This window comes from Suipraeoptans intestinalis, assembly GCF_034091795.1.
Lineage (GTDB): Bacteria > Bacillota > Clostridia > Lachnospirales > Lachnospiraceae > Suipraeoptans > Suipraeoptans intestinalis.
In genome coordinates this window covers 168,847-187,547 of record NZ_JAXFXH010000019.1, presented here as the reverse complement: position 1 = coordinate 187,547, position 18,701 = coordinate 168,847, and the positions used below count along the sequence as shown (strand labels likewise).

General features: G+C 48.0%; 16 protein-coding genes and 1 pseudogene. All 17 read left to right on the top strand.

Annotated features, from left to right (window positions below):
- Nucleotides 1-7: 7 nt before the first annotated feature.
- The 17 genes and pseudogenes from infB (at nt 8) to SOW26_RS06615 (ending at nt 18,680) form a co-directional block, all read left to right on the top strand.
- Nucleotides 8-2,986: a translation initiation factor IF-2 gene (gene infB / locus SOW26_RS06695; protein WP_320652114.1), complete on the top strand. Its 2,979-nt coding sequence runs from the start codon at nt 8-10 to the stop codon at nt 2,984-2,986.
- 26 nt (nt 2,987-3,012) lie between these two features.
- Nucleotides 3,013-3,411: a 30S ribosome-binding factor RbfA gene (gene rbfA, locus SOW26_RS06690; protein ID WP_154475595.1), complete on the top strand. Its 399-nt coding sequence runs from the start codon at nt 3,013-3,015 to the stop codon at nt 3,409-3,411.
- A complete protein-coding gene (locus SOW26_RS06685) occupies nt 3,401-4,372 on the top strand; it encodes a DHH family phosphoesterase (protein ID WP_320652113.1) in 972 nt (323 codons plus the stop codon). Before rbfA ends, SOW26_RS06685 begins: the two co-directional genes overlap by 11 nt.
- A gap of 1 nt (nt 4,373) precedes the next feature.
- Entirely contained in the window at nt 4,374-5,291 is a 918-nt protein-coding gene (gene truB / locus SOW26_RS06680) for a tRNA pseudouridine(55) synthase TruB (RefSeq protein WP_320652112.1), read from the top strand.
- A gap of 19 nt (nt 5,292-5,310) precedes the next feature.
- Nucleotides 5,311-6,249 carry a bifunctional riboflavin kinase/FAD synthetase gene (locus SOW26_RS06675; RefSeq protein WP_320652111.1) on the top strand — a complete coding sequence of 313 codons (939 nt, stop codon included), beginning with the start codon at nt 5,311-5,313 and terminating at the stop codon, nt 6,247-6,249.
- Between the two features lie 4 nt (nt 6,250-6,253).
- On the top strand, nt 6,254-7,900 hold the full coding sequence (locus tag SOW26_RS06670) for a Na/Pi cotransporter family protein (RefSeq protein WP_276960051.1): 1,647 nt from the start codon (nt 6,254-6,256) through the stop codon (nt 7,898-7,900).
- Between the two features lie 2 nt (nt 7,901-7,902).
- Nucleotides 7,903-8,331 carry a large conductance mechanosensitive channel protein MscL gene (gene mscL / locus SOW26_RS06665; RefSeq protein ID WP_154475585.1) on the top strand — a complete coding sequence of 143 codons (429 nt, stop codon included), beginning with the start codon at nt 7,903-7,905 and terminating at the stop codon, nt 8,329-8,331.
- Nucleotides 8,332-8,527: 196 nt separating this feature from the next.
- Nucleotides 8,528-8,794: a 30S ribosomal protein S15 gene (gene rpsO, locus SOW26_RS06660; protein ID WP_154475583.1), complete on the top strand. Its 267-nt coding sequence runs from the start codon at nt 8,528-8,530 to the stop codon at nt 8,792-8,794.
- 297 nt (nt 8,795-9,091) lie between these two features.
- Nucleotides 9,092-9,493: pseudogene (locus SOW26_RS06655) on the top strand (sugar transporter); the annotation flags it as partial.
- Nucleotides 9,494-9,692: 199 nt separating this feature from the next.
- Nucleotides 9,693-11,780: a polyribonucleotide nucleotidyltransferase gene (locus SOW26_RS06650; protein ID WP_320652110.1), complete on the top strand. Its 2,088-nt coding sequence runs from the start codon at nt 9,693-9,695 to the stop codon at nt 11,778-11,780.
- 50 nt (nt 11,781-11,830) lie between these two features.
- On the top strand, nt 11,831-12,550 hold the full coding sequence (locus SOW26_RS06645) for a hypothetical protein (RefSeq protein ID WP_276960066.1): 720 nt from the start codon (nt 11,831-11,833) through the stop codon (nt 12,548-12,550).
- 292 nt (nt 12,551-12,842) lie between these two features.
- Nucleotides 12,843-14,351: an N-acetylmuramoyl-L-alanine amidase family protein gene (locus tag SOW26_RS06640; protein WP_154475575.1), complete on the top strand. Its 1,509-nt coding sequence runs from the start codon at nt 12,843-12,845 to the stop codon at nt 14,349-14,351.
- A 24-nt stretch (nt 14,352-14,375) separates the two neighbouring features.
- On the top strand, nt 14,376-15,539 hold the full coding sequence (locus tag SOW26_RS06635) for a hypothetical protein (RefSeq protein WP_276960065.1): 1,164 nt from the start codon (nt 14,376-14,378) through the stop codon (nt 15,537-15,539).
- A gap of 219 nt (nt 15,540-15,758) precedes the next feature.
- Complete coding sequence (locus SOW26_RS06630) at nt 15,759-16,160, top strand: Fur family transcriptional regulator (protein ID WP_154475571.1); 402 nt, start codon at nt 15,759-15,761, stop codon at nt 16,158-16,160.
- Between the two features lie 16 nt (nt 16,161-16,176).
- Nucleotides 16,177-17,166, top strand: a complete 990-nt coding sequence (locus tag SOW26_RS06625) for a metal ABC transporter substrate-binding protein (protein ID WP_276960064.1) — start codon at nt 16,177-16,179, stop codon at nt 17,164-17,166.
- Nucleotides 17,167-17,220: 54 nt separating this feature from the next.
- Nucleotides 17,221-17,877 carry a metal ABC transporter ATP-binding protein gene (locus SOW26_RS06620; RefSeq protein WP_276960063.1) on the top strand — a complete coding sequence of 219 codons (657 nt, stop codon included), beginning with the start codon at nt 17,221-17,223 and terminating at the stop codon, nt 17,875-17,877.
- Complete coding sequence (locus SOW26_RS06615; RefSeq protein WP_320652109.1) at nt 17,874-18,680, top strand: metal ABC transporter permease; 807 nt, start codon at nt 17,874-17,876, stop codon at nt 18,678-18,680. Before SOW26_RS06620 ends, SOW26_RS06615 begins: the two co-directional genes overlap by 4 nt.
- Nucleotides 18,681-18,701: the final 21 nt, after the last annotated feature.

The following is an 18,701-nucleotide window of genomic DNA, read 5'->3' as shown; positions in this document are numbered from 1 at the left end:
AGTGTAGATGTCAAAAATCAAGATATATGAACTGGCCAAAGAACTGGATATTCCCAGCAAGGAACTGGTGAAGTTTTTGGGCGACAAACATATAGAAGCAAAAAGCCATATGAGCAGCATTGAAGAAACGGAAGCGAATATGGTAAGAAATCATTTTCAAAGCGGAGAGTCTTCCGTGAAAGCGGAGAAAGTAAAAACAGAGCAGCCGGAAACAGAAAAGCCGGAGGATACGGCAGAGGCAAAAAAAGTGTCGGAAGCACCTAAAAAGAAGAGCATTGTCCACGTATTCCGTCCTCAGAACAGTAAGAGTGGGGGAGGCAGACAGAAAAGAGGGGCAGCACAGGGGAAAATTCCTCATCCGGGAAAACCGATGCAGGTCAACAATGGAAGACTGCAAAAAGAGGCAGTAAAAGAGGAACCCGCTCCCAGGCAGGGAATGAGAAAGCCGGAAGATGTGAAAGAAGAGGCAGAAAAGCCGGCAGAAGAGATCAAGATCAATCAAACGACAGAAAAGGAAGCTGCTGTGGCAAAAGGAATGAGAGAAGAAACGAAACCTGTAAAAAAAGAACAGACGGAAAAGCATATATCGGGAGAAGGAAACATACTGAAAAACGACAGGCCTCAAAAAGAGCAATTCTCCAAACCGGAAAGAAACGGGGGAGATCGTCCAAGAGGAGACCGTCCGCAGGGCGACCGTTTCTCAAGAAGCGACAGACCGCAAAGTGACAGGTTCCCAAGAAGCGACAGGCCACAGGGGGATCGATTCCCAAGAAACGACAGATCTCAGGGAGACCGTTCGCAGAACGACCGTTTCCAGAGAAATGACAGACCCCAGGGAGACCGTCCACATAATGATCGCTTCCCAAGAGGGGATCGTCCGCAAGGTGACAGATTCCAGAGAAGTGACAGACCCCAGGGAGAGAGATCCCAGGGAGGAAGGTTCCAGGGAGGAGACAGACCTCAGGGCAGTCGGTACGGCCAGGGAGGAGAGAAGAAGGACTGGAATCAGAGAAAGCCGACGGACAGAAGAGGCGACAAGAAAGTATCAGACCCCCTTTCTTCTGTTGTAGAAGGACAAAAGCCTCAAAGAGCAAAAGGGAAGGGAAAAGAAGACTTTAAGAAGAAGGATTATAGAAAAGATGAGGACAACAGACAGAAGAAGGGGAAAAAGACCCCGGAAACCAAGCCTTTGATCCAGAAGCCTCAGTCCAAGGTGCAAAAAGCAGAAGAACAGATCAAGTCGATCATTCTGCCGGAAGTGCTTACCATCAAGGAGCTGGCGGACAAGATGAAGATCGTACCTTCTGTTATTGTGAAAAAACTGTTTCTGAAGGGCCAGATCGTAACGGTCAACCAGGAGATCAACTACGAAACCGCAGAGGAGATCGCATTGGAGTTTGATGTTCTGTGTGAAAAAGAGGAAGTGGTAGACGTGATCGAAGAGCTTCTGCGGGAAGAGGATGAATCGGAAGACACTATGACGAAACGGCCGCCGGTGGTATGCGTTATGGGGCATGTAGACCACGGAAAAACTTCTCTTTTGGATGCGATCCGGGATACGAATGTGATCGACAAAGAGGCAGGAGGGATCACCCAGCATATCGGAGCTTATGTAGTGGACGTCAACGGGGAGAAGATCACCTTCCTGGATACTCCGGGACATGAAGCCTTTACGGCAATGCGTATGAGAGGAGCCAGCTCCACGGATATCGCGATCCTGGTAGTGGCGGCAGACGACGGCGTGATGCCCCAGACGGTGGAAGCCATCAACCATGCAAAAGCAGCGGGAGTGGAGATCGTAGTCGCAGTCAACAAGATAGACAAACCAAGTGCCAATATCGACCGTGTAAAACAGGAACTGGCAGAGTATGAATTGATTCCCGAAGACTGGGGAGGAAGCACTATTTTTGTTCCGGTTTCCGCCAAGACCAGAGAAGGACTGGATGACCTGATGGAAATGCTGGTACTGACGGCAGAGGTGCTGGAATTAAAAGCCAATCCAAACCGTAAGGCAAGGGGTCTGGTTCTGGAAGCAGAGCTGGATAAGGGAAGAGGCTCTGTTGCAACGATCCTGGTACAAAAAGGAACCCTGCGGGTAGGAGATCCTATCGCAGCGGGAGCCGCTTACGGAAAAGTCCGGGCCATGATGGATGATAAAGGAAGACGGGTAAAGGAAGCGGGACCGTCTATGCCGGTAGAGATCCTGGGACTGAACGATGTTCCCAATGCAGGAGAAGTCTTTGTGAACTGTGAAAATGACAAGGAAGCAAGAAGCTTTGCGGAAACCTTTATTTCACAGAGCAAGGTAAAGCTTCTGGAGGATACCAAAGCGAAGCTGTCTCTGGATGATCTGTTTACCCAGATCAAGGAAGGCAATCTAAAAGAGCTGGGCATTGTGATAAAAGCAGACGTACAAGGATCTGTGGAAGCAATGAAGCAGAGTCTTCTGAAGCTGTCTAATGACGAGGTGGTAGTCAAGGTGATCCATGGCGGCGTGGGAGCCATCAACGAGTCAGATGTAAGTCTGGCATCTGCTTCTAATGCCATCATCATCGGATTTAACGTAAGACCGGATGCGGCGGCAAAAGAAACGGCAGACAGAGAAGGCGTGGACCTTCGGATGTACCGGGTAATTTACAAGGCAATTGAGGACGTAGAGGCAGCTATGAAGGGCATGCTGGATCCTGTCTTTGAAGAAAAGGTACTGGGACATGCAGAGGTTCGCCAGATCTTCAAAGCTTCCGGAGTGGGAACGATTGCAGGATCCTATGTTCTGGACGGAACGTTTGAGCGAGACTGCTCTGTAAGGATCACCCGGGACGACGCCGTGATCTTTGAGGGAAAACTGGCCTCTCTGAAGCGGTTTAAGGATGACGTAAAAGAAGTGCGTACCGGCTATGAGTGCGGACTGGTATTCGAAAACTTTAATGACGTGAAAGAAGAAGACAGAGTAGAAGCATACAAGATGGTAGAAGTCCCAAGATAGGACTTCTGCCTGGAAAGAGGCGGATTATGAGAAAGAGAAGCATTAAAAATACGCGTGTAAATACAGAGGTGCAAAGGGCTGTAGGATCTATCATCCGGGGAGGGATCAAGGATCCCCGGGTGGCTCCCTGGACCTCCGTGGTGGCGGCGGAAGTGGCTCCGGATCTAAAAACCTGCAAGATCTATATCAGTGTTTTAGGAGATCAGGAAGCACAGACGGAAACCATGAAAGGCCTGAAAAGCGCAGAAGGGTATATCCGCAAGGAGCTGGCAGCTCAGTTGAATCTGAGAAATACACCGGAACTTACCTTTGTGCTGGACCAGTCTATTGAATATGGGGTCAATATGTCCAGAAAAATTGACGAGATCACAGAAAAAGAGCGGCTGGCAAGACGAGAGATCGAGGAAGAAGCAGATGAAGAATAGAACGATAGAGGAAATCCTGGGAGACGCCAGGAGGATCGCCATCAGCGGCCACATCCGTCCAGACGGCGACTGTGCAGGGTCCGGTATGGCGCTGTATCATTATCTGCGGGATAACCGGCTGGCGGAGACGGTGGATATCTATCTGGGAGAGCTTCCCAAGTCCTTTGAATTTCTGGAAGGGATCGAAGAGATCCGCCATCAGCTTCCCTCCTCCCGAAAACCGTATGATCTGTTTTTCTGCCTGGATTGTGCAGATAAGGGACGACTGGAGTTTTCGACGCCTTTGTTCGAAGAAGCAAAGCGGAGATGTTGCATCGACCACCATATCGGCCAGGGGCCCTTTACGGAGGAGGCCTATGTGGATCAGGAGGCAAGCTCCACGGCGGAATTGGTGTATCAGCTCCTTGATCCGGAAAAGATTTCCAAGAGGGCTGCAGAGGCTCTGTATCTGGGAATCATCCATGATACAGGGGTGTTTCAATATCCCTGCACGGCTCCCTCCACCCATCGGATGGCGGCGGTTTTGCTGGAAAAGGGAGTGGATGCCGCTAATATCATTCAAAAGACCTATTATGAAAAGACGGACAAGCAAAACAGGATCCTTGGGAAAATGCTGGTAGAAAGCCGCCTGCTCCTGGATGGACGGATGATCGTGGCAGGACTTTCCAAAGAGGAAATGGCGGCGTTTGACGTCAGGCCGTCGGATCTTAACGGGATCGTCAGTCAGCTTCGCCTGACAGAGGGCGTGGAAGTTGCCGTATTTTATTACGAATTTCGGGAAGGCGGGTATAAGGTCAGCCTTCGTTCGGGAGATACGGTGGACGTCAACCTGGTGGCCTCTGTGTTTGGCGGAGGCGGACATCAAAGAGCGGCAGGGCTGGAATCTCCCAGGAATCTTGAAGAAATTTTGCGGAAGCTGGAGAAAGAGGTCTGCAGACAGATAGGGGAGAAGGCGAAATAAGATGATACATGGGATAATCAACATACAGAAAAAGGCGGGCTTTACTTCCCATGATGTGGTAGCAAAGCTTAGAGGAATCCTGCATCAGAAAAAGATCGGCCACACCGGCACCCTGGATCCGGATGCGACAGGCGTCCTTCCGGTCTGTCTGGGAAAAGGGACAAAGGTGTGCGATATGCTGACAGACCGGGACAAGGTATATGAGACCGTGCTGCTTTTGGGAAAAGAAACAGACACCCAGGACATCAGCGGACAGGTGCAAAAGGTCTGCGACACTTCCGGCGTGACAGTACAGCAGGTTGAGGCGGCCATAAAAAGCTTTGCGGGCAACATCTGGCAGATGCCTCCCATGTACTCTGCCATTAAGGTGAATGGAAAAAAACTGTACGAGCTGGCGAGAGAAGGCAAGGAAGTAGAGAGGAAGAAAAGGCAGGTTACGATCCACGGGCTTCGGATCCTGAAAATGGAACTTCCCCGGGTATGGATGGAGGTTTCCTGCTCCAAAGGAACGTATATCCGGACACTGTGTCATGATATCGGGGCGAAACTACAGACCGGCGGATGCATGGAGAGCCTGAAGCGTACCCGAGTGGGAGAATTTTCCCTGGAGGAAAGCCTGACACTGGAGAAGGTGGAGGCACTGGCAAAGGAAGGACGGCTGGATAGCTGTCTGATTCCGGTGGACCGGTTATTTTTAAAATATCCCGGGAAAACAGCGCAGAAAGGAATGGAAAAGGCCTTAAGAAACGGGAATCCCATACCGGTCGGATGTGTGACGCCAAAGGAAGAAAGCAAAGAGGAGCCTGTCATCAGACTCTACGAGGCTTCCGGCGTTTTTATGGGGATCTACGAAAAGAAAGAAACATGGTATAAACCGATCAAACTGTTTTTTGATACGCAGGATCCGGGATCGGTTTAAAAGAAACAGGAGTGTCAGAATGAAGTATTTAACAGGACTATCTTCCTATCAGGGCAGCCGCAGGACGGCCATCACGTTTGGAAAGTTTGACGGCATTCACAAGGGACATCAGAAGCTGGTGGGCGAAGTACAGTTTTTAGGAAGAGTGACGGACATTGACAGCATCATCTGTGCTTTTGACATGACTCCTTTTTGGAAAAGCCGGCAGATGGAGAAGCCGACGATCATGACACCGGGGGAAAGAAGAAGATTTCTGAAAGGAAAGGCGGATTATCTGCTGGAATGTCCCTTTACGCGGGAGTTCAGCAGCATTTTGCCGGAGGAGTTTATCCGAAGGTATATCCGGGATCTTTTTCACGCAAGATATGTGGTGGTGGGAGAGGATTTCCGGTTCGGATGTGATAAAAAGGGCGATATCGCAATGCTGAAGGCCTTTGAAAAAGAGTGCGGCTATGAACTTCATGCCATTGCGAAAGAGCGGTTTGGAGACAGAGAGATCAGCAGTACCTACATCAAAGAGTGTATCCGGGAGGGCCGGGCAGATCTGGCAAGGGAGATGCTGGGATACGGCTACGGGATGACAGGCACCGTCATTGCCGGAAACAGACTGGGAAGAAGCATAGGATTCCCCACATTGAACCTGGAGTGGCAGAGAGAAAAAGTTCTTCCCCGAAAGGGCGTCTATTTTGGAAGAACCAGGATCGACGGAGTCTGGTACCAGAGTATTTCCAACCTCGGGACCAAGCCTACGGTGGAAACGGGAGACCGCCTGCTGCTGGAAAGCCATTTACTGGGATTCCAGGGAGATGTATATGGAAAATGTGTAACGACAGAACTGTTTTCCTTTCATAGAGAAGAGAAGAAATTTGCAAGTATAGAAGCTTTAAAAGAACAAATCCTTTCGGATGTGGAAGAAGCGGTCCGCTTTTTTGAAGAAGAGAGGGAGGAAAAGGAGTAATCTCATGAATATTGTAACGTTTTTTGGATTGCTGGGAGGACTTGGACTGTTTCTCTACGGAATGAAGCTGATGAGCGAAGGTCTGGAGAAGGCGGCCGGTGAAAAAATGAGGAATATCCTGGAATTTTTCACTCGGAACCGGTTTATGGGGATGATGGTAGGTATCGCATTTACTGCCATTGTCCAGTCTTCCAGTGCGACGACCGTTATGGTAGTCAGTTTTGTAAATTCAGGTCTGATGGATCTGTTCCAGGCGTCCGGCGTGATCCTGGGAGCCAATATCGGTACGACGGTAACGGGGCAGTTGATTGCCTTTAAGCTGTCGGATATTGCGCCTTTATTTGTGATCACCGGAGTGATCATGGTCATGTTCTGTAAAAAGATGAGCATTCACCGGATCGGAGAAGTGATCCTTGGGTTTGGCGTGCTGTTTATGGGTCTGAGCATCATGAGCAGTTCCATGGAAAGTATCAAAGAATCTCCCCGCATTCTGGAGCTTTTGCAGTCCATGACCAACCCCATGATGGCCATCCTGGTAGGATTTGTGATCACGGCGATCCTTCAGAGTTCTTCCGCTACGGTGGGGATCGTGATCCTCATGGCGTCGCAGGGACTGCTGGAATTTACCATCTGCCCCTTCCTGATCCTGGGATGTAATATGGGCTCCTGCGTATCTGCGCTTCTGGCAAGTCTGGGTGGGAAAAAAGTGGCAAAGCGAGCTGCCATGATCCACTTTTTGTTTAACATCATCGGCTCCGCCATTGCTTTTGGTGTGTTGCTGGTGGGATTGCAGCCTATTACCGAAAAGATTCTGGATTTTTCCGGACAGGATGTAGCAAGGGCAGTGGCAAACCTGCATACCAGCATCAAGATCTTTGAAGTGGTTCTGTTGTTCCCATTCATGGGCTGGGTGGTCAAAGCCACCTATAAGGTGATTCCGGGAACGGACAAGGCCAGAGACGAAGAATTTCAACTGCAGTATATCGGGACAGGGACACTTTTGATTCCCACGACCGCCATGCTGGACGGGATCCGTGAGATCGAGCACATGGGGCAGATCGCCATTGAGAATCTGAAGACGTCCATGGAGGCTCTTTGCGAACCGGAAGAAAAAAAGATCCGACAGGTGTACCAGCGAGAAGAATATATTGATTTTTTGAACCATAAGATCACAGATTATCTGATGAAAGTCAACGAAATAGAACTTCCGGCAGCAGACAAGAAGCTTTTAGGAGGACTGTTCCATGTTGTAAATGATATTGAACGGATCGGGGATCACGCAGAAAATTTTGCGGATTCCGCCGGCATCCGGCTGAAAGACCAGGTGGAATTCAGCGACAAGGCCAAAAAACATTTACAGGAAATGATGGAAAAAGTAGTCACGATCCTGACGTATTCTTTGGATATGTTCCGAAACAGAAATGACGAACATATGAGGGAGATCCTGCAGCTGGAAGATGAAATAGATGAGAAAGAAAAGAAGCTACAGCGTTTTCATGTGAAACAGCTGACAAAAAATAAGTGTACCCCCTTTTCAGGAATGCTGTTTTCTGATACAGTATCAGGGCTGGAACGTGTAGCGGACCATGCAACCAATGTAGCATTTGCAATTTTCAAACCGGATGAGGGTTTGAATGAAGAGGAGGATTAAGAATGAAAAAAGGATTTATCGGAGAGTTTAAGGAATTCATCACGAAAGGGAACGTCATGGATCTGGCAGTCGGTGTCATCATCGGCGGAGCGTTTACGGCGATCGTAACTTCATTGAATGCAGATATCATTGCACCGATCCTGGGAATTTTCGGCGGAGTGGATTTCAGCAACCTGAAGCTGGTTTTGGGAAGCGGAAAGAATGCGCCGGTGCTGATGTACGGAAACTTCATCACGGCCATCATTAATTTCCTGATCACGGCACTGATTATTTTCTGTATGGTAAAGGGACTGAACAAACTGCAAAACGGTATGAAAAAAGACGAGCCGGCAGAAGAAGCAGCTCCGGCTACAAAGAAGTGTCCTTACTGTGCCAGTGAGATTGCAGTGGAGGCTGTAAAATGTCCTCACTGTACCTCTTCTTTGTCCTAGAGGACAAAAGAGAGCTCCGGTTTTACCACCGGCCTCGCAGTCAGATGAAGCAGCCGGTGGTTACAGAGAAAAGTCTTTACATCCCAGGAGGAATGTGATAGACTTACCGGGTAAAACTGATGTTCGGTGGCAGGAATCTCCAACCGCCGCTTAATATCCGGTGTGATTTTTAACAGAAAACAAGGAGGAAGTACAAATGATCACAAAAGAACAGAAACAGCAGATTATGGCAGACTTTGGGAGAGGCGAAGGCGATACCGGTTCACCGGAGGTTCAGATCGCGATCCTGACAGCAAGGATCAATGACCTGACAGAGCACTTCAAGAACAATCCGAAGGATCATCACTCAAGAAGAGGTCTTCTTAAGATGGTAGGACAAAGAAGAGGTCTTCTGGCTTACCTGAAAAAGTCTGACATTACAAGATATCGTACATTGATCGAAAGACTGGGACTTAGAAAATAGTCTTTACAGGATCAGTGGACTGACTGTACAAAGAGAGACTGCCGCCTGATGGATCGAGAAGTTATCCGATCTGTCAGACGGCAGTTTTTATATTTGGAAGGGAGAGAATCGAAAGAAACTTCGGATTGTCGCAGAAAACACCGAAAAGAAGGATGCTGGAGGGCGGCGGATCATCTGTATGTTATAGAAATACTCTATATATCGCTTTTTTCTTCAAAAAAAGCGATTGGAATTTCCGAATACGGACTGTTATACTAAGAAAAGCGTTAAGATTGAAAAGGTAGGAGGTAGAGCATTATGTCTATTACAGCGGAAACAGCGAAAGCGCATGCCAACGATCCGGCCGTGTTATGCTGCAGGGCGGAGGCAGGCATCACCATTGAGGCTGCCAATCTGGAAGATCCGGCTATTTTTGATGAACTGGTGGATTCCGGACTCTTAAACCTGGACGGCTGTCTGACCATCGGACAGGTGCTGGGAGCAAAGCTTACAAAAACCAGCGACTCTTTAAGCCCTTTGACGGCAGAAAATGTAGAAGGGATCAAGGAAGCTGCTTCTGATGAGCCGGCGAATCAGACGGAGGAGAAAGAAGCGCCTTCCATCAGCGGTACGGCAGAGGGAGTCTATACGACTGTCCGCAGCGGGAAAGTTGTGATTTCCATAAAAGAAGGAAAGGATATTTATCTGGAACTTCCCATATAAGTTCAGAGGGTTTATCGGGGGCCTTTTCTGACACACAGGACAGGGCAGGAACAGGGCGATCACAGATCGCTTTGCTCCTGCCCTGTCTTATGTATTCCACGGGAGAAAGGACCTGATTGCTTTTGAAAAATATCAGTAGCGGATCCCCTGTTCCTGTGCTATAATAATGGAAGTTGTGAAGTAAAAGGAGAAGACTATGTATAAGAAATTTGAAATGGAACTTGCGGGCAGGACACTTTGCGTAGATGTAGATCGTGTCGCCAAGCAGGCAAATGGCGCAGTACTGATGCACTATGGAGATACGACGGTACTTTCTACCGCTACCGCATCAGAAAAACCAAGAGAAGGGATCGATTTTTTTCCTCTGAGTGTAGAGTATAACGAAAGGCTTTATGCAGTAGGAAAGGTTCCGGGAGGATTTAACAAACGGGAAGGAAAAGCTTCCGAAAATGCAGTTTTGACCTGCCGGGTGATCGACAGACCTATGCGCCCGCTCTTTCCCAAGGACTATAGAAACGACGTAACTTTAGAAAACCTGGTTCTTTCCGTAGAGCAGGACTGTTCGCCGGAGCTTACGGCAATGCTGGGATCTGCCATTGCAGCCAGCATTTCAGACATTCCTTTCGACGGACCGATCTCTACTACGCAGGTGGGACTGGTGAACGGGGAGTTTGCATTCAATCCGACGGCGGCGGAAAAAGAAGCTTCCGACCTGACTCTGACGGTAGCTTCTACCAGGGACAAGGTGATCATGATCGAGGCGGGAGCCAATGAAGTGCCGGAAGACAAGATGATCGAAGCTATTTTTGCAGCGCATCAGCTGAATCAGAAGGTGATCGCTTTTATCGACACCATCGTAGCAGAATGCGGAAAGGAAAAGCACTCCTATGAGAGCTGCGCCGTTCCGGCAGAAGTATTTGAAGCGATCCAGGCGATCGTTCCGCCTTCCGAGATGGAAGAAGCGGTCTTTACAGATGAGAAGCAGACAAGAGAAGAAAATATCCGGGAGATCACCAGGAGACTGGAGGAAGCTTTTGCAGAAGACGAAGAAAAACTTGCCGTGCTGGGAGAAGCCGTTTACCAATACCAGAAAAAGACCGTTCGTAAGATGATCCTGAAGGATCACAAAAGACCGGATGGAAGAGCCATCGATGAGATCCGGCCGCTGGCCGCAGAGATCGATCTGATTCCGCGCGTTCATGGATCGGCTATGTTTACCCGTGGACAGACGCAGATCTGCACCATTACCACTCTGGCGCCCCTCGCAGAAGCCCAGAGGCTGGATGGCCTGGATGAATCCGAGACCAGTAAAAGATACATGCACCATTATAATTTCCCCTCCTACTCAGTCGGCGAGACAAGACCGTCCAGAGGGCCGGGAAGACGGGAGATCGGACATGGAGCTTTGGCAGAAAAGGCGCTGATCCCGGTACTGCCGGATGAAGCGACCTTCCCCTATGCGATCCGTACTGTTTCCGAGACCTTTGAATCCAACGGTTCTACCTCCCAGGCAAGTATCTGTGCTTCTTCTATGTCACTGATGGCGGCAGGAGTACCGATCCGATCGGCTGTGGCGGGGATTTCGGCAGGACTGGTGACGGGAGAGACCGATGAGGATTACCTGGTACTGACGGATATCCAGGGACTGGAAGATTTTTTTGGAGATATGGACTTTAAGGTGGCGGGAACCCATAAGGGAATCACGGCCATCCAGATGGATATTAAGATCCATGGGCTTACGAGACCGATCATTGAGGAAGCGATCGCAGCGACCAAAAAGGCAAGAACCTATATTCTGGATGAGATCATGAATCCGGCGATCGGTCAGCCGCGTCCGGAAGTGGGACCGTATGCGCCGAAGATCATACAGATGCAGATCGACCCACAGAAGATCGGAGATGTGGTGGGACAGAGAGGAAAGACCATCAATGCCATTATCGAACAGACCGGCGTGAAGATCGATATTACAGACGATGGATCCGTATCTATCTGCGGCACGGATGCAGACAGCATGGCAGAAGCCAGAAGACTGATCGCCGTGATCGTAACAGACTTTGAGGCCGGACAGGTATTGGAAGGAAAAGTCATCAGCATCAAAGAGTTTGGAGCTTTCATAGAATTTGCACCGGGCAAGGAAGGCATGGTTCACATTTCCAAAATCTCCAAGACCAGGATCAATACGGTAGAAGAGGTGCTGACGCTGGGAGAAGAAGTAAAGGTGGTATGCCTTGGAAAAGACAAGATGGGAAGGATGTCCTTTAGCATCAAGGATGTAGTGGAATAAAACGGGGATCCTGACAGGGAATACCTAAAAACGGGAAAGAGAGAAGAGGAATGAAACAGAAAAAGGGACTAATCATCGGGCTTGTTGTTGCTTTGCTGGCAGTGTTTGCGGTCGCTTCCGTAGTGGGCTATAATGTTTTTCAGCAGGTTCGCCACAGACAGGCGCTCCATGCGCTGACAGAGGAACTGAACAAAATGGAAGGAGTGATATCCAACCAGGCTTTTACGGATGCAGAAAGTTCCCAGATCCTGGATCGGACAGTTTCCAAGGGAGACTATGCCGTGCTGGAAAGAGCGGTCAAGGATCATTGCAAGGATCTATTTGCAAAGCAAAATGAGATGACACAATATCTGGAAAAAAATGAGATCGAACAATATCTGACACCGGAGGCGCTGGCGTCAGATGCTCCAAATTTTGAGACGACGACGCAGAAGCTGGCGGAATTTCGGGAAACGGAGAAAAATCTGAGAGAATCCTGGCTGTATCTGGCTTCAGAGGAAGGGATCAGACAGTATCAGTCTGCCCAGCTCAAGGGAGATCTGAAAAAGTTGTTTGATGAATATGTGGAAAATGTTACATCCTCCGATGTGCAGTCGGTGATAGAAAGTGACGTGGCATATTATAATCAGACGATGGATGCAATCGGGCAGGCTTTGGAGTATCTGAAAAATAATCAATCCTCCTGGGTTATGGAGAATGGGCAGATCCTGTTCAACACGGAAGAAAGCCTGAATGCCTACAACGCGATCTTAAGTCAGATTCCGGAATAACGCAAATATGATTTGGAAAACGGGTTCCATCGAAAGATGGGATCCGTTTTTACCATACATTGGGCGTGCGTAACCAATAGATGAAAGCTCCTGATCCACTCTAATGTGTCTGGTAAAAAGTGACAGGTATAACCGATAAATCCTACTTACAATACACAGAATATATAGAAGTGTGTTAAAAATATTACAAAAAAAGCAAAATATAACTAAAATTATTGACTGGAATGATCAAATATGATACATTATTCACAAATATTTAGTGTAAACTGGGTGAGGTTAGGAGGGATAAAGAATGAAAAAATATTTGGCAGGCGTTTTAATTGCGAGTAGTGTTATTCTAGGGCTAGTTGGAATCACTGTTGTTGCAGAAGAGTTGACGGTTCCAATTTCTGAAAATACATTACTAGACATCAAAGCAAATGCAAACACTGTGCAAGTTGGCTGGATCCAGGGGGCAGACGGAAGATGGTGGTATAGGCATGCAGATGGAAGCTACACCGTAAACAACTGGGAACTTATTGACGGAAAGTGGTATTTTTTTGATGGGGATGGCTGGATGAAAACCGGTTGGATACAGTGGGCCGGAGGATGGTATTATCTAGAGCCCAGTGGATCAATGAAAACGGGCTGGTTATACTGGGAAAATAACTGGTACTACTTGAATGCGAATGGTTTAATGCAGATAGGATGGCTAAAGGAAAATGAAAAGTGGTATTTCTTAGCATCAAATGGGTCTATGGTAACAGGATATCGTAGATTAGGAGGTATAGACTATCATTTTGAAGCTAATGGACAATTGAGTTATGATGCCAGCATAGTGGCGGCTATATACACAAAACAATACGGTGATATTAATACGCTGCAAGATGGAAATTTAGCAAAGTCAATTTTACAAAGTAAATATGTAATAGAAAAATATGATAATTTCACAAAAAATAGTTTTGTAGGCAGAAATGGAAAAGTAAATACACCCAATTTGAATAGAGGAATATTCTATTATAGTGGGCATGGTTATAAGTATGGATATGGACTTGCATTAGGGAATGGCTCAGGGATTTCTCCGCAAGAACTCAGTAATATGGAGATGAATAATACTAAAGTAGCTCTCTTTTTTGCATGCTATGGAGGAGTAATAGACTCTAGGAGTGGAAAAAGCTTGGTTACAGCGGCGGTTGCATCAGGAGCGAAGGCTGCTTATGGGTACAGAGTGGCATCTGATGTGTTTCTAGATAGAGCTGTTACAAAAAAATTGTTAGAATCTCTGATGCAAGGAATGAGGTTTGACGAGGCCATTTCACGAACACAAAGGATTTATGAAAAATATGCTCCTCTGCACGGAAATAATTTGGCACTTGCAGGAGATATAAGTATAAGAGTGAATGATACTTATACAATTAAGGACACAGAGGCTTTAGATGTACCAGAAGGATTTGTAGAAACTTCAAATGAAGATGGGATTAGTACTTATAAAAGGTTTTATAATGGGAGGGAAACTACAGACAAAATAGTATATGACCATAATTATATGCAATATCTTGTTCGGAGGAATGTTTTAGATGAGAGTACATTCTTAAGTATTGATTTAAATCATATTGAAGAAAACAAGAAAAAACTTTCAGAAACAGGAGAATTATCTAAATATACAAGTACATTTGAAGTTGTCACTATGGTAGGTGGAAAATCTACAGTAGTTTTAGTTGGAGGTCGAGAAATAGAAGGAATGCTTACTTACGATTGTATTGACTTAATGACGAATACAATTGTGAATGAAGAAATTGATCTGGCAGAAGATATCTTTTAAAGGAAAAATGAAGGGAGGATGTATATGAAAAAAAAGCTGAAGCACTTATTCCTCGCGGCATGTGTAGGACTGGCGGGGATGCTGGGTATGTTTGTCCTGTGGAATCCGACCGGCTCCGAAAAAGCTGTGGCGACAGACGGCGTAGAACAGAAAGCTGTGCCAATAACAGGCTGGGTTCAGGAATCCGACGGAAGATGGTGGTATCGGTATGCAGATGGAAGCTACCCTGTAAATACCTGGAAAGCGATCCGCGGCAACTGGTATTTCTTTGATGTACACGGCTGGATGCAGACAGGCTGGATCCAAAGCGGAGGCAGTTGGTATTACCTGGACGGAAGCGGCGCCATGAAAACCGGATGGCTCAAAGAGGGAATGTTCTGGTACTATCTGGACAGAGGAGGCACCATGCGGACCGGATGGCTCAAAGAAGGAGCTTCCTGGTATTATCTGGATGGAAACGGCGCCATGAGAACGAAGTGGCTGCAGTGGAAAGATCACTGGTATTATCTGGCTTCTTCCGGTGCCATGCAGATGGGATGGATTTTGGAGGACGGCAACTGGTATTACCTGGATGGAAACGGAGCCATGCAGACCGGATGGCTGCAATGGCAGGGAGGCTGGTACTATCTGGCTTCTTCCGGTGTGATGCAGACCGGTTGGATCACATCTGGCCAGTTTTCCTACTATCTGGATAAAAAAAGCGGAAAAATGCTGGCGGATACCATTACTCCCACCGGACATTATGTATATCCGGACGGGCACCGCAGCAAGGAGGAGCAGGACATTACTTACCGAAAAACAGATACTGTGGCCGGGAAGAGCTACTACAGGAAATATTACAAAAAAATCGCCACAGAAGATACGGCTGTGATGGAGGAAACGGGAAGAGTCACAGAGCGGGAAAATAAGATCACCCTGGAGCTTTTGAAGAAAATAAAGTTTGATCAGGGAGAAAAGCTGTTGCTGCAGCTGGATCAGAAAAATAAAGAAGAGGGATTTGAAAAGGTAGGAGAGGCATATATTGCATTTGACTGGAGCTATCATACGTTTGATGTACCGGTGTACGGCGTGCTGTACGAAAAAACAGAAGAAAACGAAGAACAAGGCTACGGCGGCAAACATTATGTCCGGATCTACAGCCTGGAAACGGGAAAATTGTGCGCGGAATATGAAGAAGGTCTGAAATAGAGGCATGGACTGCAGTAAAGCGATAGAATAACAGAAACATACGGCCTGCAACGTAGTGATCCTGCAATAGCCGGGGGTACCTCAGAAGTCATGGAATGGCGGAGGTGTCCCCGGTTTTTCCACGTTCTTTTGTTCTGGCGGAAGTCTTGACAGGTTGGAGAAAAGCGTATAAAATGAAAACGGATTTCAATTTTAATTTTAAACTAGCGGAGAAATATCATGAGAGAAAAAAGAAGATACAGAACCAAACAGCAGGAACAGATTAAAACGCTGCTGGAAAAGCAGGGAATGCAGTTTTACAGTGTAGATCAGTTGGCAGAGCAGTTGAAAAAGGAAGGAACACAGGTAGGACATACTACCGTCTATCGCCTTTTGGAAAGATTATCAGAAGAGGGCAGCGTGCTGAAAGTTCCGTCCATGGACGGACGTCCGGCGCAGTACCGGTATCTTGCCGGTCAGGAAGGATCGGTGGGGAAGCTGGTCTGTATTGCCTGTGGGCGGATGATCCCTCTGGAATGTGGCTGTATTGACCAATTTTCAGAGCACATTCAGAAGGCGCATCAGTTTCTGCTCAGCCGGCAATATGCTGTTTTATATGGTTACTGTGAAAACTGCAGATAAGAGAAAGGAAGGACGTATGAAAAGAGGAAAAGCGTTGGGGATTCTTGTGCTTGCAGCATCTGTCATCTTGTGTGGCTGCGGGAAGGCAAAAGGGGAAAGCAAAGACACATCCGGAAAGGAGAAAAAGATCAAAGTAGTGACCAGCTTCTATCCGATGTATGATTTTGCTACGAAAGTGGCGGGAGATAAGGCAGAGGTGGTGAATCTGGTACCGGCAGGGACAGAGCCCCATGACTGGGAGCCCACTACGTCGGATCTGAAGGAACTGGAAGAGGCAGATGTGTTTGTTTATAACGGGGCAGGCATGGAAGAATGGGCAGAGGACGTGCTGGAAAGCCTGGAAAACAAAAAACTGGTAGTGGTGGAGGCTTCCAAGGGAGTGGAGCTCCTGAAGGGGGAGGCGCATCATCACGAAGAAGAGGGAGAACATTCTGAGGAAGAGGAGGATTCGACCGAATCTGAAACAGGAGAAGCGGAAGAGGAACACTACGATCCACATGTGTGGCTGAACCCTTTGTACGCCGGAATGGAAATGGAACAGATCAAGGAAGGACTGATCCGGGCAGACAGCGCCAACAAGAGCAGTTATGAAGAAAATTGCAGCAAATACAAGGAGAAGCTGGAACAACTGGACCAGACCTACAAGGAAGCCCTGACAAACGTTTCCCGGCGTGATCTGGTGACGGCGCACGAAGCATTTGGCTATCTGTGTCAGGCATATGGCCTGAATCAGGTGGGGATCGAGGGATTGTCGCCCGATTCGGAACCGGATCTGGAGCGGATGCATGAAATCGTAACCTTTGCAAAAGAAAACCATGTCACGACTATTTTCTTCGAGGAACTGGTAAGTCCCAAAGTGGCAAAAACCATAGCGGAGGAATTGGGAGCAAAGACGGCGGTACTCAACCCGGTGGAAGGGTTGACGCAGGAGCAGATGGATGCAGGAGAAGACTATTTTTCCATCATGAAAACAAATCTGGAGGAACTGAAGAAGGCCCTGCAGTAGTACAAAAAACAGACGGATTGTGCAGAAACGAAGGAAAAGGAAGGATTACAGACTATGGAGATGATCCGATTGGACAGGGTGACTTTTTGCTACAGGGAGATCCCCGTTCTAAAAGAGGCAGACCTGTTGATGGAACAGGGGGACTATGTGGTGTTGACAGGAGAAAACGGAAGCGGGAAAAGCACCCTGCTGAAGCTGATCCTGGGGGAAAGGAAACCGCAGAAAGGGCAGATCCGTCTGTTGCAGAAAGAAATCCTGCAGGCTTTGAAAGAGGAAAAAGTCGGTTATGTGCCACAAAACAGCATTAGTCAGAACGCCAGCTTTCCGGCCACCGTGCAGGAGGTTATGCGAACAGGACTTTATCGGAAAGTATCACGATTTCAGGTGGGAAGAGAAAGGCAGATCTGTCTGGATATGCTGGAACGGCTGGGAATGGCGGAAACTTTCCACAAAAAGATCGGAGAGCTTTCCGGAGGCCAGCAGCAGCGGGTCATGCTGGCACGCGCCATGGCGGGAGACCCCAAACTTCTGATCCTGGATGAGCCTACCGCCGGAGTAGATGCCGTGTCGGTGGAAACGCTGTACCGGTTACTGGAAGAATGGAACAAAGAAGGCTTGACCATTTTGCTGGTGACCCATGACGACCCTGCAGAATGTAAGGGCGCGACAAAAATTTTAAGAATGAAGCAGGGGAGGATAACAGAGGTATGACCATCTTACAGTACGGATTTATGCAGAGGGCTTTTCTGGTGGGGATCCTTGTGGCTCTGATCACCCCCTGTATCGGGATGACGATCGTGTTGAAGCGGATGTCTATGATCGGAGACGCCTTGTCCCACGCCTCTCTTTCCGGTGTGGCCATCGGATTGCTCCTGGGGAGCAACCCGGTACTGGGGGCGGCCGCCATCTGTGTGGCGGCTGCGCTGGGAATAGAAGGGATCCGCAGAAAGCTTCCCCGCTATTCGGAGATGGCCATTGCTATTGTTATGTCGGCGGGGATAGGCCTGGCAGGCGTTCTGTCAGGATTTGTAAAAAACAGCGCCAATTTTAACAGCTTCCTGTTCGGCAGCATTGTGGCCATCAGCCGGGAGGAATTGTTTCTGGTCTGCGGGATCAGTCTTCTGGTACTTCTGACCGTTATTTTTTTGTATCGGGAGCTGTTTTATATTGCCTTTGATGAAAATGCAGCAAGGATCTCCGGGGTTCCGGTAGATCGCATCAACTTTATCTTTACGGTGTTGACGGCGCTGACCGTCTCCGTTGCATCTAGAACGGTAGGAGCCTTGATCGTTTCTTCCATGCTGGTGGTTCCGATAGCCGGCGGAATGCAGATGGGAAAAAGTTACAGGGGCGTGCTGGTGTTTGCAGTCATCATTGCAGTTTCTACGACGGTAGGAGGACTCCTGCTTTCTTACCATTTTGGATTGAAACCGGGAGGAACCATCGTTTTACTGGAAGTGTTATGGTTTTTGATCGTATTGGTGGGAAGACGGCTGTGGGGGCAGCGAAGATAACCGTCTGAAAGAATCTTCCTA

Bases quoted from the DNA above. Each gene is read 5' to 3' on its own strand.
- SOW26_RS06625 (WP_276960064.1), top strand. From the start codon at position 16,177: ATGAAAAGAGGAAAAGCGTTGGGGATTCTTGTGCTTGCAGCATCTGTC.
- SOW26_RS06670 (WP_276960051.1), top strand. From the start codon at position 6,254: ATGAATATTGTAACGTTTTTTGGATTGCTGGGAGGACTTGGACTGTTT.
- SOW26_RS06630 (WP_154475571.1), top strand. From the start codon at position 15,759: ATGAGAGAAAAAAGAAGATACAGAACCAAACAGCAGGAACAGATTAAA.
- rpsO (WP_154475583.1), top strand. From the start codon at position 8,528: ATGATCACAAAAGAACAGAAACAGCAGATTATGGCAGACTTTGGGAGA.
- SOW26_RS06645 (WP_276960066.1), top strand. From the start codon at position 11,831: ATGAAACAGAAAAAGGGACTAATCATCGGGCTTGTTGTTGCTTTGCTG.
- SOW26_RS06640 (WP_154475575.1), top strand. From the start codon at position 12,843: ATGAAAAAATATTTGGCAGGCGTTTTAATTGCGAGTAGTGTTATTCTA.
- rbfA (WP_154475595.1), top strand. From the start codon at position 3,013: ATGAGAAAGAGAAGCATTAAAAATACGCGTGTAAATACAGAGGTGCAA.
- truB (WP_320652112.1), top strand. From the start codon at position 4,374: ATGATACATGGGATAATCAACATACAGAAAAAGGCGGGCTTTACTTCC.
- SOW26_RS06675 (WP_320652111.1), top strand. From the start codon at position 5,311: ATGAAGTATTTAACAGGACTATCTTCCTATCAGGGCAGCCGCAGGACG.
- SOW26_RS06685 (WP_320652113.1), top strand. From the start codon at position 3,401: ATGAAGAATAGAACGATAGAGGAAATCCTGGGAGACGCCAGGAGGATC.
- SOW26_RS06615 (WP_320652109.1), top strand. From the start codon at position 17,874: ATGACCATCTTACAGTACGGATTTATGCAGAGGGCTTTTCTGGTGGGG.
- infB (WP_320652114.1), top strand. From the start codon at position 8: ATGTCAAAAATCAAGATATATGAACTGGCCAAAGAACTGGATATTCCC.
- SOW26_RS06635 (WP_276960065.1), top strand. From the start codon at position 14,376: ATGAAAAAAAAGCTGAAGCACTTATTCCTCGCGGCATGTGTAGGACTG.
- SOW26_RS06620 (WP_276960063.1), top strand. From the start codon at position 17,221: ATGGAGATGATCCGATTGGACAGGGTGACTTTTTGCTACAGGGAGATC.
- SOW26_RS06650 (WP_320652110.1), top strand. From the start codon at position 9,693: ATGTATAAGAAATTTGAAATGGAACTTGCGGGCAGGACACTTTGCGTA.
- mscL (WP_154475585.1), top strand. From the start codon at position 7,903: ATGAAAAAAGGATTTATCGGAGAGTTTAAGGAATTCATCACGAAAGGG.